23 protein-coding genes and 1 pseudogene are annotated in these 24,971 nt (G+C 67.2%); 6 read left to right on the top strand and 18 right to left on the bottom strand.

Annotated features, from left to right (window positions below):
• Positions 1-152 precede the first annotated feature (152 nt).
• The gene (locus CSW62_RS26570; protein WP_199170553.1) at positions 153-1,589 is read left to right on the top strand and encodes a hypothetical protein; all 1,437 of its coding nucleotides are present in this window, start codon (positions 153-155) and stop codon (positions 1,587-1,589) included.
• A 68-nt stretch (positions 1,590-1,657) separates the two neighbouring features.
• Here CSW62_RS26570 and CSW62_RS09235 read toward each other — a convergent pair whose 3' ends face one another.
• The 10 genes from CSW62_RS09235 to CSW62_RS09175 form a co-directional block, all read right to left on the bottom strand.
• Positions 1,658-3,016, bottom strand: coding sequence for a serine hydrolase domain-containing protein (locus CSW62_RS09235; protein ID WP_369827445.1), 1,359 nt, complete (start codon positions 3,014-3,016; stop codon positions 1,658-1,660).
• Positions 3,017-3,065: 49 nt separating this feature from the next.
• On the bottom strand, positions 3,066-5,345 hold the full coding sequence (gene parC / locus CSW62_RS09230; protein WP_099577078.1) for a DNA topoisomerase IV subunit A: 2,280 nt from the start codon (positions 5,343-5,345) through the stop codon (positions 3,066-3,068).
• A 122-nt stretch (positions 5,346-5,467) separates the two neighbouring features.
• Entirely contained in the window at positions 5,468-6,250 is a 783-nt protein-coding gene (recO, locus tag CSW62_RS09225; protein ID WP_099577076.1) for a DNA repair protein RecO, read from the bottom strand.
• Positions 6,202-7,053 (bottom strand): arylamine N-acetyltransferase, encoded by an 852-nt coding sequence (locus CSW62_RS09220; protein ID WP_099577074.1) that lies wholly within the window; start codon positions 7,051-7,053, stop codon positions 6,202-6,204. The genes recO and CSW62_RS09220 overlap by 49 nt, the downstream gene beginning before the upstream one ends.
• The gene (era, locus tag CSW62_RS09215) at positions 7,046-8,008 is read right to left on the bottom strand and encodes a GTPase Era (protein ID WP_099577072.1); all 963 of its coding nucleotides are present in this window, start codon (positions 8,006-8,008) and stop codon (positions 7,046-7,048) included. Before era ends, CSW62_RS09220 begins: the two co-directional genes overlap by 8 nt.
• Before the next feature lie 69 nt (positions 8,009-8,077).
• Positions 8,078-8,680 carry a DsbA family protein gene (locus CSW62_RS09210; protein ID WP_099577070.1) on the bottom strand — a complete coding sequence of 201 codons (603 nt, stop codon included), beginning with the start codon at positions 8,678-8,680 and terminating at the stop codon, positions 8,078-8,080.
• A 1,028-nt stretch (positions 8,681-9,708) separates the two neighbouring features.
• A complete protein-coding gene (gene rnc, locus CSW62_RS09190; RefSeq protein WP_099577068.1) occupies positions 9,709-10,404 on the bottom strand; it encodes a ribonuclease III in 696 nt (231 codons plus the stop codon).
• 9 nt (positions 10,405-10,413) lie between these two features.
• The gene (gene lepB / locus CSW62_RS09185; RefSeq protein ID WP_099577066.1) at positions 10,414-11,259 is read right to left on the bottom strand and encodes a signal peptidase I; all 846 of its coding nucleotides are present in this window, start codon (positions 11,257-11,259) and stop codon (positions 10,414-10,416) included.
• 189 nt (positions 11,260-11,448) lie between these two features.
• A complete protein-coding gene (gene acpS, locus CSW62_RS09180; protein WP_099577063.1) occupies positions 11,449-11,853 on the bottom strand; it encodes a holo-ACP synthase in 405 nt (134 codons plus the stop codon).
• Positions 11,850-12,608 carry a pyridoxine 5'-phosphate synthase gene (locus tag CSW62_RS09175; protein ID WP_099577061.1) on the bottom strand — a complete coding sequence of 253 codons (759 nt, stop codon included), beginning with the start codon at positions 12,606-12,608 and terminating at the stop codon, positions 11,850-11,852. The genes acpS and CSW62_RS09175 overlap by 4 nt, the downstream gene beginning before the upstream one ends.
• A 170-nt stretch (positions 12,609-12,778) precedes the next feature.
• Between CSW62_RS09175 and CSW62_RS09170 the strand changes: the two genes are divergently transcribed.
• Both CSW62_RS09170 and CSW62_RS27425 read left to right on the top strand, forming a co-directional pair.
• Positions 12,779-14,407, top strand: coding sequence for a M20 family metallopeptidase (locus CSW62_RS09170; protein WP_199170716.1), 1,629 nt, complete (start codon positions 12,779-12,781; stop codon positions 14,405-14,407).
• Positions 14,397-14,506: pseudogene (locus CSW62_RS27425) on the top strand (hypothetical protein); the annotation flags it as partial. The gene CSW62_RS09170 and the pseudogene CSW62_RS27425, both read left to right, overlap by 11 nt.
• 9 nt (positions 14,507-14,515) lie before the next feature.
• Here CSW62_RS27425 and pyrE read toward each other — a convergent pair.
• Positions 14,516-15,097: an orotate phosphoribosyltransferase gene (gene pyrE / locus CSW62_RS09165; protein WP_099577057.1), complete on the bottom strand. Its 582-nt coding sequence runs from the start codon at positions 15,095-15,097 to the stop codon at positions 14,516-14,518.
• 81 nt (positions 15,098-15,178) lie between these two features.
• Here pyrE and CSW62_RS09160 point away from each other — a divergent pair, with 81 nt between their 5' ends.
• A complete protein-coding gene (locus CSW62_RS09160) occupies positions 15,179-15,577 on the top strand; it encodes an NUDIX domain-containing protein (protein WP_099577055.1) in 399 nt (132 codons plus the stop codon).
• Here CSW62_RS09160 and CSW62_RS09155 read toward each other — a convergent pair.
• The 5 genes from CSW62_RS09155 to folK form a co-directional block, all read right to left on the bottom strand.
• A complete protein-coding gene (locus CSW62_RS09155; RefSeq protein ID WP_099577053.1) occupies positions 15,574-15,936 on the bottom strand; it encodes a hypothetical protein in 363 nt (120 codons plus the stop codon). The two genes, CSW62_RS09160 and CSW62_RS09155, sit on opposite strands and share 4 nt — an antisense overlap.
• Entirely contained in the window at positions 15,937-18,156 is a 2,220-nt protein-coding gene (locus CSW62_RS09150) for a bifunctional (p)ppGpp synthetase/guanosine-3',5'-bis(diphosphate) 3'-pyrophosphohydrolase (protein ID WP_099577051.1), read from the bottom strand.
• 110 nt (positions 18,157-18,266) lie between these two features.
• Positions 18,267-18,626: a DNA-directed RNA polymerase subunit omega gene (gene rpoZ, locus CSW62_RS09145; RefSeq protein WP_099577049.1), complete on the bottom strand. Its 360-nt coding sequence runs from the start codon at positions 18,624-18,626 to the stop codon at positions 18,267-18,269.
• 224 nt (positions 18,627-18,850) lie between these two features.
• Positions 18,851-20,908, bottom strand: coding sequence for a M13 family metallopeptidase (locus tag CSW62_RS09140; RefSeq protein WP_099577047.1), 2,058 nt, complete (start codon positions 20,906-20,908; stop codon positions 18,851-18,853).
• Positions 20,909-21,001: 93 nt separating this feature from the next.
• Complete coding sequence (folK, locus tag CSW62_RS09135) at positions 21,002-21,490, bottom strand: 2-amino-4-hydroxy-6-hydroxymethyldihydropteridine diphosphokinase (RefSeq protein ID WP_199170715.1); 489 nt, start codon at positions 21,488-21,490, stop codon at positions 21,002-21,004.
• A gap of 48 nt (positions 21,491-21,538) precedes the next feature.
• On the opposite strand from folK, the gene CSW62_RS09130 reads away from it, so the two are divergent.
• Both CSW62_RS09130 and CSW62_RS09125 read left to right on the top strand, forming a co-directional pair.
• On the top strand, positions 21,539-22,135 hold the full coding sequence (locus tag CSW62_RS09130) for an NYN domain-containing protein (protein ID WP_099577043.1): 597 nt from the start codon (positions 21,539-21,541) through the stop codon (positions 22,133-22,135).
• A gap of 1 nt (position 22,136) precedes the next feature.
• Complete coding sequence (locus CSW62_RS09125; protein WP_099577040.1) at positions 22,137-22,814, top strand: uracil-DNA glycosylase; 678 nt, start codon at positions 22,137-22,139, stop codon at positions 22,812-22,814.
• Here the strand turns inward: CSW62_RS09125 and CSW62_RS09120 are convergent.
• Together CSW62_RS09120 and CSW62_RS09115 are read right to left on the bottom strand one after the other, a co-directional pair.
• The gene (locus tag CSW62_RS09120; RefSeq protein WP_199170714.1) at positions 22,811-24,022 is read right to left on the bottom strand and encodes a Gfo/Idh/MocA family protein; all 1,212 of its coding nucleotides are present in this window, start codon (positions 24,020-24,022) and stop codon (positions 22,811-22,813) included. The two genes, CSW62_RS09125 and CSW62_RS09120, sit on opposite strands and share 4 nt — an antisense overlap.
• Positions 23,929-24,963 carry an SMP-30/gluconolactonase/LRE family protein gene (locus CSW62_RS09115; protein ID WP_099577036.1) on the bottom strand — a complete coding sequence of 345 codons (1,035 nt, stop codon included), beginning with the start codon at positions 24,961-24,963 and terminating at the stop codon, positions 23,929-23,931. Before CSW62_RS09115 ends, CSW62_RS09120 begins: the two co-directional genes overlap by 94 nt.
• Positions 24,964-24,971: the final 8 nt, after the last annotated feature.

Raw genomic sequence — 24,971 nt, 5'->3', positions numbered from 1 at the left:
TGAAACCCGCTTTTTCAACGTCCGGATGACGAGCGATCCGTCACGCCCAAGGTTAAGGTTATTTCATGAAGAACAGGGTTGCCCGAACCGGGTTCATGTATATTTTTTACTGCACGAGGGATTACGAATTATTCATATAGGCGGCGCTGGCCATGGCCACCCTGGACAACCTGATCACCATCTATCGCAACATCCACCGCGTGCCGGCACAGGTGGAACTCCCCCTTTCTGCTTCGACCCAACTGACGCTGATGGCGCAGGGCATCGACGCCGAGAGAGCCGGCATGGTCGGCGACCTCTGGAGCTATGCCTCCGCCGTGCGCTGGATCCAGGACAGCGCCAAGGCCACGACCGAAGTGGCGGTGATGTCCTATGGCTTCCTGGCCAACCTCAGCCTCGGCACGGCTGGGCTCGACTATCTCGTCTCGGCCAGCGGCCCCAATCCTAACAATCTGAACAGCGCCTACTACGCCAGTTTCGACACGACCAACCGCTACATCAATTTCGCGGTGAACCTGATCAAGAACGGCGAAGGGCGCGACGCCTTCATCGCCGCCTACGGTGAGAACGGTTCGCCGATCAACACCTTCCAGAGGACCTATTTCAAACTGTTCGGCGTCGAGAAGAGCCTGGATGAGGTGCTGGCCCTGTTCGCCGAGCCCGTGCCGAACGGCCTCGGCGGAACCTACGGCCGCTTCGCCTATTTCGAGGCGATCGGCGGAGACGGCTCGTTCGGTATCGGTACGCGCGCGGCCATGGTCGGCTGGCTGATGGCCGTGGCGGTGCAGGAGAACAAGGGCCCCTATGTCGAGGCCATGCGCGCCTACCTCGCCGATGTCGCGATCGACGGCAAGGCCACGCCCACACCCGCGTTTATCTCGCTCTACGGCCCGGGCGGCGACTACGCGTCGGGCGGCGGCAGCGATCCGGGCCTGCCGGGCGAGACCGCGCGCTTCGCCCACGATTGGAACGTCGACGTCCGCCAGCAAGGCGCGGCCGACGACACGCATGTCCTGGCCACCGAGGGAAACGACGTTCTCAGGCCCTTGATCGCCAACCAGGGCGGCCTTGACGCCGGGCGCTACATCCGCACCGGCGGCGGCAACGACACCATCTTCGTCGACAACGGCCCGATGCGCGGCCAGATCGACACCGGAACGGGAAACGACTCGATCTTCGTCGAACAGTTCGATGGCCGCATCACAACGGGCGCGGGTCACGACAACATCGACATCGGCGCCTTCGCCGGCCTGCATCTGGCCAACGGCAAGGCCACAAACATCCCCGTGATCGACGACTTCCAGAAAGGCTTCGACGCCTTGACCTTCGCCGGCGTGCTCGGGGTCGGCGAGAAGCGCCAGATCGCCTTCGTCGCCACGGCCACCTTCGACGACGCCCTGACCGCCTATGCCGGCCTGACCGCCGCCAACAACAACACGGTCTTCGAGTGGCACGGCGACACCTATGTCTTCCACCAGAACGGCGTGGCCGGGCTGGACGCCGGCGACGGCCTGATCAAGCTGGCCGGCGTCACCGGCCTGAGCGTCGGCAAGACCAGCCAGGTCGCCGACATCCTGTTCGCGGCCTAGGAAATCAGCCCCCCAGGTCGTGATCGAGCTCCCCTCGCCGGACGGCGGGGGGAGTTTTCTTTTCGGACCTAGCGCGCGGCGGTCGTCTTGAGCGGCGCCTTGGCCGGCGGCTGGCCGGTTGGCGCGGCGACGAGCGGCGGCCGCTCGATCGCTTGATAGACCAGGGCCCGCGACTGGGCGTCCAGGCCCGGCCCAACCCCGCCTAGACGCTGGATCATGCCGACGAAGAACAGGTCGTTGACCGGGTCGATCCAGAACCAGGTACCGGCGCTGCCGCCCCAGCTGACCGTCCCAGGCCCCACCGGCGCGCCCGAGGCGGCGGGATCGACGGCCACCGCCATGTCGAGGCCGTAGCCCATGCCAGCCGCGAACGGGAACGGCTTCGGCCCCGGGTTCAGAACGCCCGTCGTGCCGTTGGTCGTGACCACGAAGCCCGACGGCAGGTGGTTCTGGGTCATCAGGGCCACGGTCTCGGGCTTGAGAATCCGCACGCCATCCAGCGCGCCCTTGTTCAGGATCATCTGGGCGAAGCGCGCGAAGTCGCCGGCCGTCGAGACGAGGCCGCCCCCGCCCAGCGGCGCGGCGGGCGGCTTGCTGACATCACGCCAGGCCCCTTCCATGGCCGGGACCAGGGCGCCTGTCGCCGGATCGCCGTCATAGAGCGCGGCCAGGCGCGGCTGCTTCTGAGCCGGCACATAGAAGGCGGTGTCCTTCATCCCCAATGGCGCGAAGATGTGCTCTTCCATGAAGACGGGCAGGCTCTCGCCCGACAACTTCTCAACGATGTAGCCCTGGATGTCGGCCGCCACGCTGTAGCGCCACAGTTGCCCCGGCTCGGAGAACATCGGCAGGCCCGAGACCTTCTGGACCAGCTCGTTCAGCGATCCCGACTGCAGCACGCCGGCGCGATAGTAGGCCTGGTCGGCCGGACTGTTGGGATCGTCGGCGATGCCATAGGCGAAGCCGGCCGTATGGGTCATCAGCTCGCGCATGGTTGGGGCGCGGGTGACCGGCGTCAGGATGGGCTGGCCGGCCGCGTCGACGCCCGTGACAATCCGGAGATTGGCGAATTCCGGGACGAACTTGCTGATCGGATCGTCCAGCTTCCACAGGCCCTGCTCGTACAGGATCATCATCGCCACGCCGGTGACCGGCTTGGTCTCCGAGCGGATGCGGAAGATGGCGTTGAGCGGCATCGGCTCGCCGCCCAGGGCCTTTCGGCCGAAGGCCTTGGCGTGGACGATGCGGCCGTGACGGGCCAGCAGGGTCACGCCGCCGGCGATCTGGCCGCGGTCGACCATCGCCTGCATGTGGTCGTCCAGCTTCCTGAGCCGTTCGGCGCTGAAGCCCTGCTCCTCCGGCTTGCCCTTGGGCAGGGCCAGGGCCGGAGTCGCGGCGACGGCCGCGCAGCCGAAGACGCCGGCCATCAAGCTCAGCGCGCGGCGACGCAGCCGTCCCCCACTCACTGGATCACGCTCATTTCGGCTTGAACCGCTTGTTGGTCGCGAAGCCCTTGGGCGCCAGTTTCCCAGCCCCGGCCCGGCGGCCGACCCATTCCTTCCACTCCGCCCAGTCGCGACGGCGTCCGGCGGTGTCGATCCAATAGGCCCCGGTCTCGGCGTTGAACGACAGGCCGTCGCGCAGGCCGCCCTCGCGGTAGGACTGCAGCTTGACGCCCTTGCCGCGCGGCATTTCCGGCAGCTCCTCGATCGGGAAGATCAGGATCTTGGCGTTGTCGCCGATCACAGCGAACTGGTCGCCCACGGCCTCCAGGCAGAAGGCCGCGCCAGCGGCGTCGACATTCAGGACCTGCTTGCCGGCCTTGCGGTTCGCGAGCGCTTCTTCCTCGGGCATCAGGAAGCCGTAGCCTTGCTTCGAGGCCAGAATACGCTTGCGGCCAGCCTTGAACGGGAAGACGTCGATGATCTTCACCTTGTCGTCCAGCTCGATCATCATCCGCACCGGCTCGCCATGACCCCGCGCGCTGGGCAGCTTGTCGCAGCCCAGGGTGAAGAAGCGGCCGTCGCTGGAGAAGATCAGCAGCTTGTCGGTGGTCTCGGCCGGGACCAGGAAACCCAGCTTGTCGCCGTCTTTGAACTTCAGTTCGGACGGATCCTCGACCTTGCCCTTGGCGGCGCGGATCCAGCCACGCTCAGACAGGATGATGGTGATCGGTTCCCGGACGATCAGCGCCTCGATGGCGGCGTCGGCGTCGACGACCGGCGCATCAGCGAAGATCGAGCGGCCGATGACGCCCGTCGCACGGCCGGCCTTGTCCAGCGGGTGCTTGATCTTCAGCAGGGTGGCGCGGACATCCGACAGGCCCTTACCGACCAGCTTCCACTGCTTGGCGTCGCTGGCCAGCATGGCGAGAATGCCGTCGCGCTCCTCGACCAGTTCGGCGTGCTCGCGGCGGATCTCCATCTCTTCCAGCTTGGCCAGTTGGCGCAGGCGGGTGTTGAGGATGGCGTCGGCCTGGATGTCCGAGAGCCCGAAGGTCTCGATCAGCTTTTCCTTCGGCTTGTCCTCGTAGCGGACGATCCGAATGACCTCGTCGAGATTGAGGTAGGCGATCAGCAGCCCGTCCAGGATGTGCAGGCGGGCTTCGATCTTGGCCAGGCGGTGACGGGCCCGGCGGGTCAGCACCTCGCGGCGGTGGGCTAGGAAGGCCATCAGGGCCTGCTTGATGCCCATCACGCCCGGCGTGCCGCGTGCGTCCAACACGTTGATATTGACCGGGAAGCGGGCCTCCAGCGCCGAGAGCTTGAACAGGCTCTCCATCAGCACTTCGGGCTCGACGTTCTTGGACTTGGGCTCGAGAACGAGACGGATGTCCTCGGCGCTCTCGTCGCGGACGTCGCCCAGCAGGGCGGCCTTCTTGCTGTCGATCAGGTCGGCCAGTTGCTCGACCAGATCCGACTTCTTCACCTGGTACGGGATCTCGGTGACGACGATCTGGTACGTGCCGCGACCGGTGTCTTCCTTCTCCCACTTGGCGCGGATGCGCACGCCGCCACGACCGGTCTCGTAGGTCTCCAGCAGGGAGGCGCGCGGCTCGACGATGACGCCGCCGGTCGGGAAGTCCGGTCCGGGGACCTTCTCCAGAATGTCTTCCGTCGTCGCGTCGGGATTGGCCAGCAGCAGGTGGCAGGCGTCGATCAGCTCGGCGGCGTTGTGCGGCGGGATCGAGGTGGCCATGCCGACCGCGATGCCCGACGAGCCGTTGGCCAGCAGGTTCGGGAAGCCCGACGGCAGAACGTAAGGTTCCTCGTCCTGGCCGTCATAGGTCGGCTTGAAGTCGACCGCGTCCTCGTCGATGCCGTCCAGCAGAAGCGTCGCCGCTTCCGTCATCTTGCACTCGGTGTAGCGCATGGCCGCGGCGCTATCGCCGTCGATATTGCCGAAGTTGCCCTGTCCTTCGACCAGTGGAATGCGCTGGCTGAACTCCTGGGCCAGGCGGACCAGGGCGTCGTAGATCGACTGGTCGCCGTGGGGGTGGAAGTTACCCATCACCTCGCCGACCACCTTGGCGCACTTGCGCGCCGCGGCGTCGGGATTGAGGCGCATGTTGCTCATCGCGTACAGCACGCGACGGTGCACGGGCTTGAGGCCATCGCGCACGTCGGGCAGCGCCCGCGAGCCGATGGTCGACAGCGCATAGGCCAGATAGCGCCGCGACAGGGCTTCCGTCAGCGGCTCGTCGAGGATGCGGTCGCCATCGTCGGGACCACCGGGAGGAAGGACAGGCTTGTTCATCGAGGGGATTCGTACTCCGGGTCGGGACTCTAGCAGAAATCTCCCCGACGATTCGACCGGTTACGCTGGAACGATCCCCGGTTTTCGGGCCTTCAGCGCCCATTTCACGGGCGACGAGACCGCTAAAGCCGCCCCGCCTCCGTCAGCCGGTCGATCAGCCACATGCGCGGCGCGGGCAGCGGCCGGTTCAGAGGGCCGAAGACGAACTGCTCGAGAAAGTGGCCAGTGATGTCCAGGCCAGCCTTCACGTCGCCCTCCGCCAAGCCGCCTTGGGCGGACAGCAGGAACGGCGGCAAGGGCAGCAGCTTGTCGTGATAGGGCGCGCCCGCCCCTCGGCTGACCGCGCGGCCGGTGCGCGGGCTGACATAGACGAGGTCATCGAAGCTGCCGGTCGCCGCGCATTTGGACAGGTCGAGGCCAAAGCCAAGTTCCTGCAACAAGCCCGCCTCGTAACGCACATAGACGGCCGGCCAGATGTCGGGGATTTCCAGCACGCGGATCAGGGCCTCAAGCGCGTGGAAGGCGCCGGGATGGGGCTCGCGCTCCGGCAGGGCCGAGGCGGCGATCGAGGCGGCGGACGACAGTCCCGCCAGCGCCAGGCTGTCGTCGAACAGGCTGGAAGGCCCCTCGCCCATCGGCTCCAGGGTGGCCGAGCCCAGCTGCCCCTCGACCCGGGCGCGATAGCGGGCGATGACCCGCGCGCCGGGCTGCAGGAACGGCTTCATCCGTCGCGAGGCCGCGCCGGCCACGTGGGCGGCGAACTTGCCGTGACCTTCCGTCAGTAGTTCGACGATGGCCCCCGTCTCGCCGTGCGAGCGGGCCGCGAGGACGTAGGCTTCGTCCTCCCATTCGGTAGTCACGAAGGCGTACCCCAGGCGACAACCTTCTCCAGCACGTCGCGCCATTCCGGCTCGACCGGCAGACCGATCACGTCGCGCAGGGTCGCTTCCAGCTCGTCGGCCGAGAGATCCCGCTGCTCGACCACCGCGCCGGTGACGTCACGATGGGTGAAGCGGTTGTTCTTCAGGGCGTAGCGGGCGGTCGGCGTCGTGCGCCCCACCGTCATGCTCCAGGTGAAGTGCGAGCTGGGGTGGGTGTAGGTGTAGAAATTGACCTGCTCGTAGTCGATGTCAGCCCACGCGCCCTGGGCCACCTGGTAGAGCGGCGCCCACCTGCCCGAGAGATTGGCCTGCACCTGGCGCTCGGCCACCCCGCCGTGCTCGACATCGACGATCCGGAACGCACCGTGCGGCGTGTCCTGGATGTCGTTCGAGAACAGCCGCAGCGGACCGGTCAGCACACAGCCGCCAAAGCCGCTGTCGGCCAGCCAGGTCTCGCCCTCCAGCGTCACGCCCAGCACCATGTGCGAGCGCGGACGCGCCGGCGCGCCTTCCGGGGCCATCCACTGCACGCGCGCCATCAGGCCCTCGACCTGGAAGCCCAGGGCCGTCAGCACGCGCTTCAGCAGACCGTTCTGCTCGTAGCAGTAGCCGCCCCGCCCGGCGCCGATCAGCTTGGCGTCGATGTCGGCCGGGACGATGCTGATCCCACGGCCCAGCAGCACGTCGAGGTTCTCGAACGGAATGGCGTCCGGATGCTTCAGCGTGAGGGCGCGCAGCACCGCCAGGGTCGGCTCGCGCGGACCGTCATAGCCGATGCGCGCGAAGTACGCGTCCAGATCGACGGTCAGCGCGGGCGCGTCAAACATCGAAATCGAGGCCGATATCGCTGAACAGACCGCGCTCCTCGGCCCAGTTCTCCTTGACCTTCACGTGAAGGAACAGGTGAACCTTGCGGTCGAGGATGTCGCACAGCTCCTCGCGCGAGGCCTGGCCGATCCACTTCAGGGTCTGGCCGCCCTTGCCGATCACGATGATCCGCTGGCCCTCGCGCTCGACCAGGATGGTCTGCTCGATGCGCACCGAGCCATCCTTGCGCTCTTCGAACGCCGTGGTCTCGACCATGGCGGCGTAGGGCAGCTCTTCGTGGACGCGCAGATAGACCTTCTCGCGGGTGATCTCTGAGGCCAGCAGGCGCGCCGGCAGGTCGGCGGTCTGGTCTTCAGGATAGAGCCACGGCCCTTCCGGCATCATCGAGACCAGCTTGGCGGTCAGGTCTTCGACGCCGGCGCCGGTCGAGGCGCTGATCATGAAGACGTCGGAATAGACGCCCGTGTCGAAGAACTCCTTGGCCACCAGCAGCAGGGTGTCGCGCTTGACGCCGTCGATCTTGTTCAGGGCCAGGATGACCTTGCGACCGGCGGCCTTCAGGCCCTCGATGATGGTCTGGACATCCTGGACCGAGCGGTATTCGCCGGGCGTGGCCTTGTCTTCGCGGCTGGCCAGTTCGGCCTGCACGTCGACCAGGTGGACGGTGGCCTCGGCGTCTTCCGAGCCGGCCCAGGCCGCGCGGACCATGGCGCGGTCCAGGCGACGGCGCGGGCTGAAGATCCCGGGGGTGTCGACCAGGACGATCTGGGCATTCCCCTCGATGGCGACGCCGCGCACGGGGAAGCGGGTGGTCTGGACCTTTTGGGTGACGATCGAGACCTTGGCCCCGACCATGCGGTTGACCAGGGTGGACTTGCCGGCGTTCGGCGCGCCGATGATCGCCGCGAAACCGGCGCGAGTTTGGGCGGGTGTTTGGGAGGTGGTGTCAGTCATTGCGCGTGCGTGTAGCACAGCAAGGCCAGAATGCCTCCCCCTGTGCGCCGCGCATGACCTAACGGGCGATCACTTGCCCGCATTCTCAATCGCCGCGTCGATCTCGGCCAGCGAATGGTAGCCAGGCTCCATCTTGCGGCCATTGATCTCGAAGGTCGGCGTCGAGCCGACATCGTGTTCCTTGGCGTTCCGCGTCACGCGGTCGTTCAGCGCCTTGACCTGGGTCTCGTCGCGAACGCACTTGTCGAACTGCTCTTCGTTCAGGCCCGCCGACTTGGCGATGTCCAGCAAGGTGTCGCGGGGCGAATAGAACACGCCCGGCTGGGCGGCGAAGACCGCGTCATTGATCTGGAAATACTTGTCCTTGCCCGCGCAACGGGCCATCAGGAAGCCGGCCGAGGCCACCGTGACCTCCGCGTCGCCGCCCACCAGCATCTCGCGGAACACGTAGTGGACCTTGCCGCTATCCACGTACTTGGCCTTGAAGGCCGGATAGACCTCTGCCTGCCACTTCGCGCAGACCGGGCAGCCGACCGAGGCATATTCAACGACCGTGATCTTGGCGTCCTTGTTTCCCAGGCTCATGTCGTCGGGCAACGCCTGGAAGGACTGGCCCTTGTTGCAGGCGGTCAGGGTCAGGGTCATCAGCAGGGCGACGGCGAGACGGCGCATGGGGAAAGTTCTCCGGGAATCGCGGACGCGAAACAGCATGAGAGGGGGCAGCCAAACCACGGTCAAGTCGCCCCCGTCCCCCTGGATGGGGAAAGGGTCGGGGATGGGGGTGACTGCTGAGCCGGCCGCCATGCGCGGCATCGACCGCCGTAGTCACCCCCACCCCTGCCCCTCCCCCATCGAGGGGGAGGGAACGTGACTATGCTGCCTCGCGCCGTGCGGCTGCGAGTGGGTTGGGGAGGCGACGGAGCGGCCGGGCGAACCCGGGGACCGTAATGGTTTGTTGTGTTTCGGCTCGCAGACCGCTCCGCCAGGTTGTTCTTGCCCGTGAGGATGGGGGGCGTGAGCGTATTTCAGCTCGGGACCCCATTTGCCCCCGGACGGGCGCGGACCAAGTCGATCGGCTACATCCGTCTCGACCCCGACGATCCACGATAGGCGGCTTGTACGATCACCGCCCTGTCGCTCCGCTGATGGTTTTGATCCCGGACGGCGCCGTCACCCGCGTGCGCTCCTAAAGAGTAAGCGACGTGGCGCGATGGCTCCGCCGGGAACCGCCAGCGGCCCCGCTCAACCTACCCCCGCCGCCGTCTTGGGCCGGATCCAAACGCCCTCCCCCGCGACGGGGACAGCTCTGAGTATGCGGCGGTGTTGAACGCCGATGATCCAGGGGCGCGAAAAAGTGAGAAGCGGTTGATTTCGTGGGGTTCGGCGGAGCGAACGCCGGGGATGGAGCGGGCTCAATCCCCGTAGATCCTCCCCCGCGATGCGGGGGAGGTGGCCCAGAGGGCCGGAGGGGGCCAGCTGGGCGAACGCCGTGTTAGCCCCCTCAGCCGCTCCGCGGCAGCTCCCCCGCATCGCGGGGGAGCATCTGGCGTGCGCGCCCCTCTTCCCGTCCAAGCCGCCTTCCGCCCCGGAAGCCCCCTCCCTTACATCCCACGGCGAGACGATCGCCGGGTTGTCCAGGTCACTCAAGGACGACGCGCAGCGACAACTGCCCAGCGATGCGGGGGAGCATCTCTGCCCCCCTACTCCGCGCCTTCGCGCTCCAGCAGGGCTTTCGCGGCTGCCTTTTCGGCTTCCTGGCGCGACTTGCCCTTGGCGATGGCGGGATCGACGCCGATGACCGCGACCTCGACCGTGAACACCGGCGCATGGTCGGGGCCGGTGCGGTCCAGCACGCGGTAGGTCGGCAGCGGACGGCCCTTGCCCTGGGCCCATTCCTGCAGCGCGGTCTTGGAGTCGCGCGGACGGCCCTCGCCGGCCTTGTCGAACTCGTCGGCCCACAGGTCGAGGAACACCTTGCGCGCGGCGTCCAGCCCGCCGTCCTGATAGAGGGCGGCCATCAGGGCTTCGGTGGCGCCGGCCAGGATCGAGTCGGTCTCGCGGCCGCCGATCTTGCTGGACGAGGCCGACAGGCGCAGGGCCGGCCCCAGCTCGGCCTTGCGGGCGACGCGGGCGCAGGTCTCGCGGCTGACAATGGCGTTCAGGCGCGGGGCCAGTTCGCCTTCCTTGGCCTTCGGGAAGCGGTCCGCCAAGGCTTCGGCGGCCAGCAGGCCCAGCACGCGGTCGCCGATGAACTCCAGCACCTCGTTGTCGCGGACCTTCTTGGCCCCGTCCCCGACGCTGGCGTGGGTCAGGGCGCGTTCAAGCAGTTCGCGGTCGTTGAACCTGTGGCCGATCCGGCGCTCGAGGTCGCCGACGGCGGCGCCCCGTCTATCCATGGTTCGCGGTCACTTCAGCACGTGGAAGAAGCGGCTGGGACGGGCGTTCAGGAACCAGGTCCACGGCTTGAACAGGCTGGCCTCGGCGTTCCACGACAGCAGGATGATCTGGGCGCGGCCGACCAGGTTTTCCGCGGGCACGAAGCCGACCCCGACCTCGTCACCGATATATTGGTCCAGCTCGTAGTCCCACTTGCAGGCGCTCTCCGCATAGGGCGAGACGCCCGGGTCGAAGCGGCTGTCGGCCGAGTTGTCGCGGTTGTCGCCCATGAAGAAGTAGCAGCCGGCGGGCACGGTGTAGACGCCGGTGTTGTCGCCGCGGCTGTCGGGACCGAAGTCCTGGGTGTTGTACTGGCGGCCTTCCGGGTTGGTCTCCTGGAAGCGCTGGACCTGCTGGGTGAAGCCGTAGCCGGTGTCGACCAGGGCCGGAGCCTGCTCCTTGCGCGGCAAGGCCTTGCCGTTGATGAACACCTGACCGCCGCGGACCTGGACCTTGTCGCCCGGCAGGCCGATCAGGCGCTTGATGTAGTCGGTGCGGTTATCGCGCGGCAGCTTGAAGACGATGATGTCGCCGCGCGTCGGCGCGTGGCCCAGGATACGGCCCTTGATGATCGGCGGGCTGAACGGGATCGAGTGCTTGCTCCAGCCGTAGCTGAACTTCGACACGATGATGTAGTCGCCCTGATAGAGGTTGGGCTCCATCGAGGCCGACGGGATCGTGAAGGGCTGAAACAGCAGCACCCGTAGCACCAGGGCGATGCCCAGGGCGTAGGCGACGGTCTTGATGATCTCGATGAACTCGGCGACGACGCCCTTCTCTTCGGGCGGCGTGAGGTCGTCGGCGGCGTCGGTCATGCGGGCGCGGAGCTCTTCGAAGATGATTTGCCGGCGAACCGGTTCGGCTTTGCTAGACGGGCTTGGCCTGCCGGGCAAGTGCGGCGCGTTAGCTTGGCTTTAAGGCGAAGGTTGGACCCAGCTCAGATCAATACCGAGCTTTAGCTTCCCCCTATCCGCTCATCCCCGCGAAAGCGAGGATGATCGGCTTTAAGATGCCTTTGGCAGGGCCTCGATGATCACGAAGGCCTGGGCGTAGGGGTGGTCGTCGGTCAGGGACAGGTGGATCACCGCCTCCATGCCCTCCGGGGTCATGGCCTTCAGCTGTTCCAGCGCGCCGCCGGTCAGGGCCATGGTCGGCTTGCCCGACGGCAGATTGACCACGCCCATGCCGGCCAGATGCACGCCGCGCTTGAGGCCAGTGCCCAGGGCCTTCGAACAGGCTTCCTTGGCGGCAAAACGCTTGGCGTAGCTGGAGGCCCGGTCCGGCTTGCGCTCGGACCGCTTGCGCTCGATCTCGGTGAAGACCTTGTGGGTGAAGCGCTCGCCGAAGCGCTCCAGCGACTTCTCGATCCGGCGGATGTCACAGAGGTCCGAGCCGATGCCGATGATCACGCGGCCTGCTCCAAACGCGCCGCATCCATCAGCAGGCGCATACGCTGGATCGCCTGCGGCAGGCCGACGAAGATCGCCTCGCCGATCAGGAAGTGTCCGATATTCAACTCGGCGATTTCCGGGATCGCGGCGATCGGCTTGACGGTGGCGTAGTCGATGCCGTGGCCGGCGTGGACTTCGAGGCCGAGGCTCGCGGCCTGGATCGCCCCCGCCTTCAAGCGTTCGAGGATGGCCTCGGCGCGTTCAAGGTGGCCCTCGCGATAGGCGTCGCAATAGGCGCCGGTGTGCAGTTCGATGACCTGGGCGCCGGCGGCGGCCGAGGCGCGGATCTGCTCAGGATCGGCTTCGATGAACAGCGACACCCGCGCCCCGACGGTGCGCAGGCGAGCGGTGGCGTCGGTGATGCGGTTCTGGCCCTTGATCACGTCGAGGCCGCCCTCGGTGGTCACCTCCTCGCGCCGCTCGGGCACCAGGCAGGCGGCGTGCGGGCGCGCCCCGATGGCGATGGCGACCATCTCGTCAGTGACGGCCATCTCGAAGTTCAGCGGCTTGCCGCGCTTGTGGCAGAGGTCGGTCAGCACGGCGATGTCGGCGTCGCTGATGTGGCGGCGATCCTCGCGCAGGTGGGCGGTGATGCCGTCGGCCCCGGCCGCCAGGGCCAGCTCCGCCGCCCGCACGGGCTCGGGGTAGGACGAACCGCGCGCGTTCCGGATCGTGGCCACGTGGTCGATATTGACGCCCAGTCGCAAGCTCATCCGCTCTTCCCGCTGAAACCCAAGGACTCAAGGACTCGAGGCGAAAGCTATAAGCCCAGCCGCCCGCCTGTGCAGGTGGGAATTTCGCGGGCCGGCGCCAGTGCTCACGCATGGACAAAGCCGCGCCGGCGCCCAATCGTATACGCTCTACCTTTGGGAGGGGCGTGATGATTTCGAACAAGACCTGGCTCGCCGCGACGGCGGGCGTACTGGCGATCACCTTGGCGAGCTCGCTGGCCACTGGGGCGAGCGCCGCCGACGTCTCGGCCGGCAAGCTCAAGAGCCTGAAGGCCGAGGCCGTGGCCGGCGTCGAGAGCCGGGCCAAGCTGGCCCAGGTGATGAACGACGAGATCTTCTCGTTCGGCGAGCTGGGCTTCCAGGAGGTCGAGACCTCGGCCTACATCACCAAGGTGCTGGAGCAGAACGGCTTCACCATCAAGCGCGGCGTCTCGGGCATTCCAACGGCCTGGACCGCGACCTGGACCCACGGGACCGGCGGCCCCACCATCGCCTTCGGCAGCGACATCGACTGCATCCCCAAGGCCTCGCAGAAGCCGGGCGTGCCCTGGCACGATCCGATCGTTCCCGGCGCGCCTGGCCACGGCGAAGGCCACAACTCCGGCCAGGCCCTGAACGTCGTCGCCGCCCTGGCGGTCAAGGACGTGATGACTAAGCAGAACATCGCCGGGACGCTGGTCCTTTGGCCGGGCGTCGCCGAGGAATTGGTCGCCGGCAAGGCCTATATGGTCCGCGACGGGGTGTTCAACGGCATCGACGCCACCATCTTCACCCACGTCGGCGCGAACCTGCAGACCAGCTGGGGCCAGCCCTCGGGCACGGGCCTCGTTTCCATCAAGTACAATTTCCATGGCGAGTCCGCCCACTCCGCCGGCGCGCCGTGGCGTGGCCGCAGCGCCCTGGACGCCGTCGAGCTGATGGACATGGGCTGGAACATGCGCCGCGAGCACCTCAAGCCCGAGCAGCGCTCGCACTATGTGATCACCGACGGCGGCGACCAGCCCAATGTCGTGCCGTCCGAGGCGACCGTCTGGTACTATTTCCGCGAGCAGACCTTCGACGCCATCAAGAAGAACTGGGACATCGGCAACAAGATCGCCAAGGCGGCGGCCGACATGACCGACACCAAGGTTGACTACGCCATCGTCGGCACGGCCGCCCCGCGCCACTTCAACAAGCCGATCGCCGAGGCCGCCCAGAAGAACATCGACGCCGTCGGCCTGCCCAAATGGACCGACGACGAGCAGGCCTTCGCCAAGGCGGTGCAGAAGAACGTCGGCTCGACCAAGCAGGAAGGCCTCGACGTCAAGCTGAAGGGCCTGAAGCCCCCGGAGGAGAAGCCGGAAAGCGGCGGTTCGGACGACATCGGCGACATCTCGTGGATCATGCCCACGATCACCATCAACTATCCGTCGAACATCCCCGACCTGCCCGGCCACCACTGGGCCAATGCCATCTCGATGGCCACGCCGATAGCCCACAAGGGCGTGGTCGCCGGCTCGAAGGTGGTGGCGATGACGGCGCTGGACCTGCTGACCCAGCCCAAGCTGCTGGCCGAGGCCAAGACCTACTTCACCGACGTCCAGACCAAGACGCAGAAGTACGTGCCGATGCTGGCCGCGACCGACAAGCCGCAGACCCAGATCAACGCCAACATCATGGCGACCTTCCGGCCCGAGATGAAGAAGTACTACTACGACCCCGACAAGTACGGGACCTATCTGGAGCAGCTGGGCATCGCCTGGCCGGTCAAGCAGCTGACGCCGCCGGCTGGAAACTAGTGCGATATGCGTCGTCCTCGTCCTTCGACAAGCTCAGGATGAGGACGATTGCAGCGGCCCGAGTAGAAACCTCACCCTGAGCTTGTCGAAGGGCGAGGTTTCGACCCCTCAGCGCAGCCGGCGGCTGCCGGGATCCTCGATGGGGATCGCGGCCAGCTCCGGCGGCAGGGCGTCGGCGGGATAGGCCGGGACTTCCAGGCTGCACAGCGAGACCAGCGGCACGCCGACATCGACCTTGCCGCCCGAGCGGTCGACGATGCAGGCGGCGGCCACGACGTCGCCGCCGGCCTCCTGGATGGCCTGGATGCATTCGCGCGACGACAGGCCGGTGGTGACGATGTCCTCGACCATCACGACCTTCTGGCCGGGCTCGATGTGGAAGCCGCGCCGGAACTTGAAGCTGCCGCCCTCGCGCTCGACATAGATCGACGGCACGTTCAGGTGACGGGCGGTCTCGTAGCCGGGGATGATGCCGCCGACGGCCGGCGAGACGGCGACGTCGACCGCGCCGACCGTGGCGATGATCTTCTCCGCCAGGGCCTTGCAGAGCCGCTCGCAGCGCTCGGGGCGCATGAACACCAGGTTCTTCTGCAGGAAGACCGGGCTGTGCAGGCCGCTGGACAGCACGAAGTGGCCTTCGCGCAGGGCCCCTGCGGCGCGGAATTCGTCGAGGACGTCATCGTTGGTCATGAGCGCTGCGTATAGCTCAGACGCCTGAGTCTTCAAGCGCCGGCTTGCCTGGCAAGGGCGTTTCAGGCTTTACCGCCCCTCATGACCGAAGAAGTTCAACGTCCTCGCGTCGGCTGCGGCGCGGCCATCCTCGACGATCAAGGCCGGCTGCTGCTGGTCAAGCGGGTCAAGAACCCCGAGGCCGACCACTGGGGCGTGCCCGGCGGCAAGCTGGACTGGGGCGAGGCCGCCAGGACCTGCGCCGAGCGCGAGATCCACGAGGAACTGGGCGTCACCATCAAGGCCGGCCGCGTCCTGGCCGTCACCGACATGGTCGCGCCCGACTATCACTGGGTGGCCATCACCTATGCGGTCGAAAGCTTCGCGGGCGAGCCGGCGATCCAGGAAGCCCACGCCCTCCACGAATGGGGCTGGTTCCCGCTGGACGCCCTGCCCTCGCCGCTGACGGCCGCGACGCGCGACGCGGTGGCGGCGCTCTAGTTTTTCAGCAGCTGATTCAGCTTCAACTGCCCGGCCCGATCAAGTCCGCCGGTCCAGGCGAAGCCCAGCGCGATCCGCAGGCTCGGCGTGCGTCGCGCCTCCTCGATCACCGCATCGACCATGGCTGGATTGACCTCGAGCAGGATCTCCAGCGGCCCTTCGCCCAGGCCCGACATCGTCGTCAGGTCGCTGCTGCGCCTTGCGATCTCGGAGACCACCGCGAAACCGCGCGCCGAGTCTTCCTCGACCAGTTCCGACAGATGCTGCCAGGGATCCTCGTCGAGCTCGAAGTCGTTCTCCGGCTCGATCTCCAGGCACGCCTCGACCAGCTCTAGATCGTCCTTGTTCAGCGCGCTCATCTAGCCCCGGGTCCGGTCCACGGTCTCGACCGACGGACACGCCCGCAAGGCGGCCTGGATGTTGGTCAGGTGCTTGGCGTCGCGGACCTCGACATCAATGTCGGTGTCGAAGAAGTCGCTCTGCCGGTGGTGCATGCGCAGATTGACGATGTTGCCGCCGGCCTCACCGATGATCGTGCAGACCAGGCCCAGCACACCGGGCGCGTTCTGGATGGTGGCGTGCAGGCGGGTCAGCGAGATGGTCGAGCGCTCGGCCTCGGGCGTCCAGTTCAGGTCGCGCCAGAGTTCCTCGCGGTCCTCGTATTCGGCCAAACGCGGACAGTCGATGGTGTGGACGTCCAGGCCCTCACCATCCTCGCGCAGGATGCCGACGATGCGGTCGCCCGGCACCGGGCTGCAGCAGTGAGCGAAGTGCAGCGAGACGCCGGGGGTCAGGCCGCCGCCGCCCACATAGAGCGTCGCGTCGCGTCCGCCTTCGATCTTGCGGCGGGCCGTGGCGGCCTCGCGTTCGGAATCCTTCATGCCCGGATAGGCGGTTTCCAGCACCTGGCTGGGCGAGACGCGGCCACGTCCGACGGCGTCGAACAGCGTCTCGTCGTTCTCCAGGGCGAAGCGCTCCAGGATCGGCCGCAGCGAAACATCCTTCAGCTTCTTGCCGGCGCGCTCGAAGACCTGCTCCAGCGAGGCGCGGCCCAAGCGCAGGAACTCTTCCTTCTCGGTCTGGCGGATGTGACGGCGGATGGCCGAGCGCGCCCGGCCCGTCACCGTCAGCGACCGCCAGTCCGGCGGCACCACGGGCTTGGAGCCCCGCACCACCTCGACCACGTCGCCGTTCACGAGCGGCGTGCGCAGCGGCTTCAGCTCGCCATTGATCTTCACGCCGATGCAGGTGTCGCCGACGCTGGTGTGAACGGCATAGGCGAAGTCCAGCGGCATCGCGCCCCGCGGCAGGCTGACCAGCTTGCCCTTGGGGGTGAAGACGAACACCTGGTCGAGGAACATCTCGAGCTTCGCGTGCTCGACCAGTTCTTCGCTGTCGCCGCCATGCTCCAGCACCTGGACCAGCTGGCGCAGGTTGGCCAGCGGATCGCGGCCGCCGGCGGCCTCCATGCCTTCAAGGTCGAGGCCGTACGAGGCGTCCTTGTAGCGGAAGTGGGCGGCGACGCCCTCTTCGTTGACGCGGTCCATGCTCTCGGTGCGGATCTGCATCTCGATGCGCATGCCGCGCGGACCCACGACCGTGGTGTGCAGCGAGCGGTAGTTGTTCCGCTTCGGCGTCGAGATGTAGTCCTTGAAGCGGTCGGGCACGCTGGACCAGGCCCGGTGCACCACGCCCAGGGCGCGGTAGCAGTCTTCCTCGCTGTCGACGATCACGCGGAACGCATAGATGTCCGACATCTGCGAGAAGCCGATCGACTTGCGCTGCAGCTTGCGCCAGATCGAATAGGGCGACTTCTCACGCCCGAAGACGCGGGCCGGCAGGGTCGAGGACTCCAGGCGCGCGGCGATTTCCTGGCTGACCAGGGCGACCGCCCCACCCTGCTCTTCGCGTAGGGTGTCCAGCCGGCGCAGGATGGCGTCGCGGGCGACCGGGTTGGTGTGCTGGAAGCTGAGTTCCTCCAGCTCGATACAGATGCGGTGACAGCCGATGTTGCGGGCCAGCGGCGCGTAGATGTCGCGCGTCTCGCGGGCGATCCGCTCGCGTTTCGCCTGGTTCTTGATGAAGTGCAGCGTCCGCATGTTGTGCAGACGGTCGGCCAGCTTGACCAGCAGGACGCGCACGTCCTTGGAGATGGCCAGGATGAATTTGCGCAGGTTCTCGGCCTGGCGCATGTGCTCGGCCTGCAGCTCGAGCTTGCTGAGCTTGGTGACGCCCTCGACCAGCTCGGCGATCTCGTCGCCGAACAGCTTGGCGATCTCTTCCTTGGTGACCGGGGTGTCCTCGATCACGTCGTGCAGCAAGGCCGTGACGATGGTCGCGGTGTCCAGCCGGTACTCGGTCAGGATGCCGGCCACCTCGATCGGGTGGGCATAGTAGGGGTCGCCGCTGGCCCGGGTCTGCGAGCCGTGCATGCGCATGGCGTAGACATAGGCGCGATTGAGCAGGGCCTCGTCGGCCGTCGGGTCGTAGGCGTGGACCCGCTCGATCAGCTCATATTGGCGAAGGAATTTTGGGCGAGGCTTCGGGGCCTCGGTCGTCGTCGCTGCGGCGGGAGCCACAGACGAAGACGCGCCCGAATCCCCTCCAGAAGATGGGGCGTCGGGCGCGCGTTCGGAAAGAGCGGTCGAAGTGGCCGCTCGCAGGGTCAGAGGGTCTGTGCCTTCGGGGCTCAGTACCGCTCCTCCTGACCGCCGTCGCGGTCGCTCTGCAGGGCGCGAACCAGTTCCAGTTCGCTCATCTGCATGTGGCTCGGATCGGCCAGCAGGGCCAGGGTCTCGGCCTCTTCCTCGGCTTCGGTGTGCTCATCGACGCGTTGCAGCGTGCTGATGAGGTGTTCCTTCAGGCCTTCGTGGTCGATGACATCGTCCGCGATCTCGCGCAGGGCGACGACCGGGTTCTTGTCGTTGTCACGGTCGACCATCAGGGCGGCGCCGGCCGAGATGGCGCGGGCGCGGTGCGCGGAGAGCAGAACCAGCGAGAAGCGGTTCGGAACCTTCTCGACGCAATCTTCGACGGTGACGCGGGCCATGAGTTCCTCGGGCTGCCGATTAGCAATCGCAAAATAGGCTTGTGTGCGGCGACACGCAACGCCGCGCACGATTATCCTGCTTTCGCGAGGGGGCGCTTATGCCCCCTTCGCGAGTCAATGTCTACCCATGGACGGATCGTCCAGACGATCCATCCATGTTTCTCGCTTGGCGCGGGTTCCGGGCGGCGAACCGCTGACACTTCGCCTGAACCCGCGCGCGCGGCCTACCAGACCTTCACGCGCTTTTCCGGCGGCAGGTAGAGGGCGTCGCCCGGCTTGACGCCGAACGCGGCGTACCAGTCATCCAGGTTGCGCACCGTCGAGGCGCGGTACTGGTCCGGGGCGTGGCCGTCGGTGATCAGTTGCTGGCGAAGCGCCGCCGGACGGTCGTAGCCGAGCCAGCTCTGGGCGAAGGCCAGGAAGAAGCGCTGGTCGCCGGTCATGCCGTCGATCACCGGCGCGGGCTTGCCGCCCAGCGAGGCGTGATAGGCGTCCAGCGCCGCGCCCAGGCCGGCGACGTCGGCGATATTCTCGCTCAGAGTCTGCTTGCCGTTCACCGCCAGGTCGGGGAACGGCTTGTACGTATCGAACTGGTCGGCAAGCGCCGCGCCGGCCTTCTGGAAGTGGTCGAAGTCGGCCGGCGTCCACCAGTTGCGCAGGCGCCCCTGGCTGTCGAACTGCGCGCCCTGGTCGTCGAAGCTGTGGCTGATCTCGTGGCCGATCGTGGCCCCGGTCGCGCCGTAGTTGGCGGCGGCGTCATTGGCCAGGTCGAAGTTCGGCGGGGCCAGGATGGCGGCCGGGAAGTTCAGGGCGTTCAGCATCGGCAGGTTCACGGCGTTGACCGTCTGCGGCGTCATCACCCACTCGCCGCGATCGACCGGCTGGCCCAGCTTGGCGAGGTCGGTGGCGTAGTCGAAGGCTTCCGCCCGCTGCAGGTTGCCATAGGCGTCGCCGCGCACCACCGCATAGGCGGAATAGTCGCGCCACGCATCCGGATAGCCGACGCCGACCTTCAGCACCGCCACCTTCCTGCGGGCCTCGGCCTTGGTCGCCGGGTCCATCCAGTCCAGCCCGTCGATGCGCTTCTCGAAGGCGACCTTCATGTTGTCGACCATGGCCGTCACTTCGGCTTTCGCCTGGGCCGAGAAGTACTTGTCGGCATAGAGCTTGCCGACCGCCTCGCCGAGCACGGCGTTGGTCGAGCCGACGGCCCGCTTCCAGCGCGGCGACAGCTGCGGCGTGCCCTGCAGGCCCTGGCCGTAGAAAGCGAAGCGCTCGTCGACGAAGGCCTTGGGCAGGACGTTGCTGTAGTGGTCCATCAGGTGGAAGGTGAGGTAGTCCTTCCAGGTCTCCAGCGAGACGCCGGCGACGGCCTTCCCCAGGCCCGTGACCATGGTCGGATGCCAGACGATGAAGCGCGGCTGGCTCGACAGCTTGGCGGCGGCGAAGAAGGCCGTCCAGTCCAGGCCAGGGGCCTTGGCCGCGAAGTCGGCCGGGGTCCAGCTGTTGTTGGCCTTCTGGACGTCGGCGCTGTCGGCGCGCGTGCCCGAGGCCTGGGCCAGCTGGGTCTCCAGCGCCACGATCGCCTTGGCCTTGGCCGCCGCGTTGGCGACGCCGCCCAGGGTCAGGATCTTCTCGACATGGGCCAGGTACTTGGCGCGCGCCTCGACCATCGAGGCCTTGTCGGAGACGTAGTATTCGCGGTCGGGCATACCGAGGCCGCCCTGCAACAGGAACGGCGCGTACTTGCTGGTGTCGTCGAACGACGGCGAGACCCACAGCCCCAGCACGTTGTCGGTATAGAAGTCGGTGGCGTTCAGGGCGTCGACGTCGGCGCGGATATTGCCGCCCAGCACCTTGGCCAGCTGCGTCTTGTCCTTGATGGCGGCGATGCGGGCCAGGTCGGCCTTCAGCGGCGTCAGGCCCTTGGTCTCGATGCCGGCCTCGTCCATGTAGCTGGCGTAGTAGTCGCCGACCTTCTTGCCGTCGCCGGCCCCGCCCTTGGCGGCGTCCTGGATCAGGTCGACCGTGCGCTTGTTGGCCTCATCGACCATCACCGCGGTGATGCCGTAGCTGCTGCGGTCGGCCGGGATCGGGTGGGCCTTGACCCACCTGTCGTTGGCGTAGGTCCAGAAGTCGTCGCCCGGCTTGATGGATTTCTCGATCGAGGTCAGGTCGACGCCGCTCCTGGCCGCCATTTGGGCCTGGGCGAAGGCGGCGGGCGCGGCGGTCAGCAGCGCGCACGCGGCGGCGCAGGCGAGCAGCGAACGGGTCAGGGTCATGTGCGTGGTCCAGATGAGCGTGCGGGACGCTTTGCAGGGAATGGGGCGCCGAAATTTGGCCGGACTATGGGCGCCGCTTCATCCGACCGGAAATTAAACCTTGGCAATGGAGCGCGCGTCGCGACCGACGCTGGCGTTTGCCGCCAGCCGGAAGGCCGGCTCGCCGTTGACGGGGTGGACCCAGGCCGAGGCCAGCTCGGCCAGCGGCCCCATCACGAACAACCGATCGTGGGCGCGCGGGTGCGGCAAGACCAGGTCGCCATCCAGCACCGTCCGGCCATGGGCGATGAGATCAAGATCCAGGGTGCGCGGCGCGTTGGCCTCGCCCCTCGCCCTTCCGAAGCGCGCCTCGATCGTGTGAAGCGCCGCCAGGGTCTCGACGGGCGACAGGTCGGTGGTCACGAGGGCCACGCCGTTCAGATATTCGGGACCGGCGGGGTCGGGCCACGCCGCCGAGCTCCACCAGGTCGAGCGGGTCGTCAGAGTCAGTCCCACGTCCGGCAGAGCCGTCAGGGCAGCTTCCAACAGCGCCTCGCGACTCGTATAGGGTCCGGGCAGATTGCTGCCGAGCGCCACGATCACGGCCTCGTCCAAGTCATTTCGAGCGACCTGATTTTTCAAGGGATTACCGTGACCTTCTATCCGACCGACCGTCTGGCCCTGTTCATCGACGGCGCCAATCTCTATTCCGCCGCCAAGTCCCTGGGCTTCGACATCGACTACCGCAAGCTGCTCGACGAGTTCAAAAAGCGCGGCGTCCTGATCCGGGCCTACTACTATACCGCGATCGCTGAAAACGACGATTATTCGCCGATCCGCCCCCTCGTGGACTGGCTGGACTACAACGGCTTCACCCTGGTGACCAAGCCCGCCCGCGAGTTCACCGACAGCCAGGGCCGCAAGCGCTGGCGCGGCGACATGGACATCGAGATCGCCGTCGACATGCTGCAGATCGCCGAGACCGCCGACCACCTGGTGTTGTTCTCCGGCGACGGGGACTTCCGCGCCGTGGTCGAGGCCGTCCAGCGCAAGGGCCGCCGCGTCACCGTGGTCTCGACCATGAAGAGCCAGCCGCCGATGACCAGCGACGATCTGCGCCGTCAGGCCGACAACTTCGTCGACCTCGCCGATCTCGGGAACATCATCGGCCGCCCGCAGCGCGTCCAGCCACGCCCGGCGGCAGACACCCGCACCCTGGCCGAACGTGAAGCCGACGACGAGTATTGAGATGAGCCAGACCTCCAACATCGTCGGCGAAGTCGTGCCCAACCCCGCCGAGCCGCCGCGCGACTGCCCGCTGTGCCCGCGCCTCGTGGCCTATCGCCGCGAGAACCAGGCGCTCTATCCGGACTGGTTCAACGGCCCCGCCCCCTCGTTCGGCGACAAGGACGCGCGCCTGCTGGTCGCGGGCCTGGCCCCTGGCCGCAAGGGCGCCAACCGCACGGGCCGGCCGTTCACCGGCGACTATGCCGGGACGCTGCTCTACGACACGATGATCAAGTTCGGCTTCGCCACCGGCAAGTTCGAGGCGCGGCCCGATGACTCGCTGCGGCTGGTCGGCGCGGCGGTGACCAACGCCGTCCGCTGCGCCCCGCCCGGCAACAAGCCCGAAACGTCCGAAGAGAACAACTGCCGCCCGTTCCTCACCGCGCGGCTGGAGATGTTCCCGAACCTGAAGGCCATCGTCACCCTGGGCGACGTCTCGCGGCGCAATGTGCTGAAGGCCCTGGGCCTCAAGGCCTCGGCGGGGGTTCCCGGCCACGGCTCGGAGTTCCAGGCTGGCCCCTATCGGATCTTCAACAGCTACCACTGCTCGCGCCTGAACACGAACACCGGCCGCCTGACCACGCCGATGTTCGAGGACCTGTTCGCGCGGGTTAAGGCCTATCTGGACGAAACCGCTTAAACCTTCACCGTCCGCCCTTCGCGCGCCGCGCGGTAGATGGCCTCGATCAGGCGCATGTCCTTGAGGCCCTCCTCGCCGGGGACGATCGGCTCGCGGTCGGTGAGGATGCACTCGGACAGGTGGTCCAGCTGGGCCGAGAACTGGTTCTTCGGCTGGGCTGCCGGCTCGCGCGGGGCGGTCTGGCCGTTCAGTTGCGCCCGCATCGTCTGGCCCTGATAGCTGGTGGCCGGCTCCAGCTCGACCCAGCCCTTGGGTCCGCTGACGCGGTAGTGGTTGAAGTTGGTGCTGTAGGTGGAAAAGCAGTTGGCCACCGCGCCGGAGGGGAACAGCAGCTGGAAGCTGATGATGTCTTCCACCTCCTTGAAGCGGATATCGGCGTGGTCGGTGGACTCCATGGCGTTGACGGCCACGGGCTCCTCGCCGGTCAGGTAGCGGGCGGCGTTCAGGCTGTAGATGCCGATGTCCATCAGGCTGCCGCCGCCGGACAGCGCCCGCTTCAGCCGCCATTGCTCCGGGTTACCGATCGTGAAGCCGTGGTCGGTCGTCACCGTCCGCACCGGCCCGAAGGCCCCGTCACGTGAAAGCTTGATCGCCTCGATATTGTGGGCCTGGAAGCGGCTGCGATAGCCGATCATCAGCTTGCGGCCGGCCTTCTTGCAGGCGGCGATCATCGCCTCGGCGTCGGCCGAGGTGGTCGCCATCGGCTTCTCGCACATCACGTGCTTGCCGGCCTTTGCGGCCCGCTCGGTGAACACCCGGTGCAGGCTGTTGGGCGTGATGACGTAGACGATGTCGACGTCCGGATTGTCGGCGATCCTGTCGAAGGTCTCGTAGCTGTAGCGGTGGCTTTCCGGGATGCCGTACTGCTCGCCGAACGTCTTCAGCTTTTCGGGCGTGCCGCTGACCAGGGCCACCAGCTTGGAGTGCTCACACTCGGCGAAGTGGGGCATGATGATCTTGGTGGCGTAGTAGCCCAGGCCCAGGATCGCGTAGCCCAGCTTGCGGCCGGGCTCTGCTGCCCTTGCCTCAAGAGAGGGGGCGCTCAGGGGCAGCGTGGCGGCGAGACCAGCCGCCAGGAATGTCCGCTTGCTGATCTCGTCCATGCTTCTCTCTCCTACCAGGCCAGGCCAGACGTCTTGGTCCGCACCCGCGCCACGATGTGATTGGAGGTCAGGAACAGCGTCTTGCCGTCCTCGCCGAACGCGCAGTTGGCGGCCGGCCCGCCGGTCTCGATGACGCCCAGCAGCTTGGCCTCCGGCGTCAGGATCATGATCCCGCCCGGCCCGCTGGCGAACAGGTTGCCCTTGGCGTCGACCTTCATGCCGTCGGGAAGCCCGGGCCCGCCGGCCTTCAGCAGTTCCGCAGCGTCGAAGAACACCTTTGACGACTTGGGCAGGCCGTCCGCGCCAAGATCATAGGCCATGATCACCGGCCGCTTGGGGTCCGAGATCGAGACGTAGAGCCGCTTGCCATCCGGCGACAGGCCCACGCCGTTGGGGAATGACAGCGTGTCGTCGACCAGCGCCACCTCGCCATTGGGACGCAGCAGGTAGACGCCGTTGAACGCCAGTTCCTTGGCCGGCGAGGCGTCGCCGCCGTCCAGGCCGTAGGGCGGATCGGTGAAGTAGAGCGAGCCCTTCAGCGGCCCGTCGCGGACCTCGACCAGGTCGTTGGGGCTGTTGAACTTCTTGCCCTTGTAGACGCTGGCCAGAACCGTCTTCTTCTTGGTCGCCAGGTCGACCTTGGCCAGGCCGCGATTGCCGCAGTCGGCGATGACCAGGTCCCCGGCCAGGGTGATGATCGCGCCGTTCGAGCCGGCCTCGCGGAAGATCTTGGTCGGCGGGCCGTCATAGCCCGAGGGCTTGAGGAACTCGGTCTTCCCGGTCTTGGGCGTCCAGCGGTACATGACGTTGCCGGGCACATCCGAGAACAGCAGGGACTTGCTTTCCCAGTGCCAGGCCGGCCCCTCGGCCCAGGTGATCCCATCGGCGATCTGCTCGATCGGCGCATGGGCGTCGAGGATGGCGTCCAGCGCCGGCGAGAGGCGGCGGATCTTGCCGATCTTCGGATAGGCCGGCGAAGCGGCCAGGGCCTGTCCGCCAGCGATCAGGGCGGCTCCGGCGCCCAGTACGGCGCGACGGGTGGTCATGGCGATCT

Origin of the sequence: Caulobacter sp. FWC2 (genome assembly GCF_002742625.1) — a bacterium.
Lineage (GTDB): Bacteria > Pseudomonadota > Alphaproteobacteria > Caulobacterales > Caulobacteraceae > Caulobacter.
Note: the sequence above shows the minus strand (reverse complement) of the source record. Positions and strands in the feature narration are given on the sequence as shown.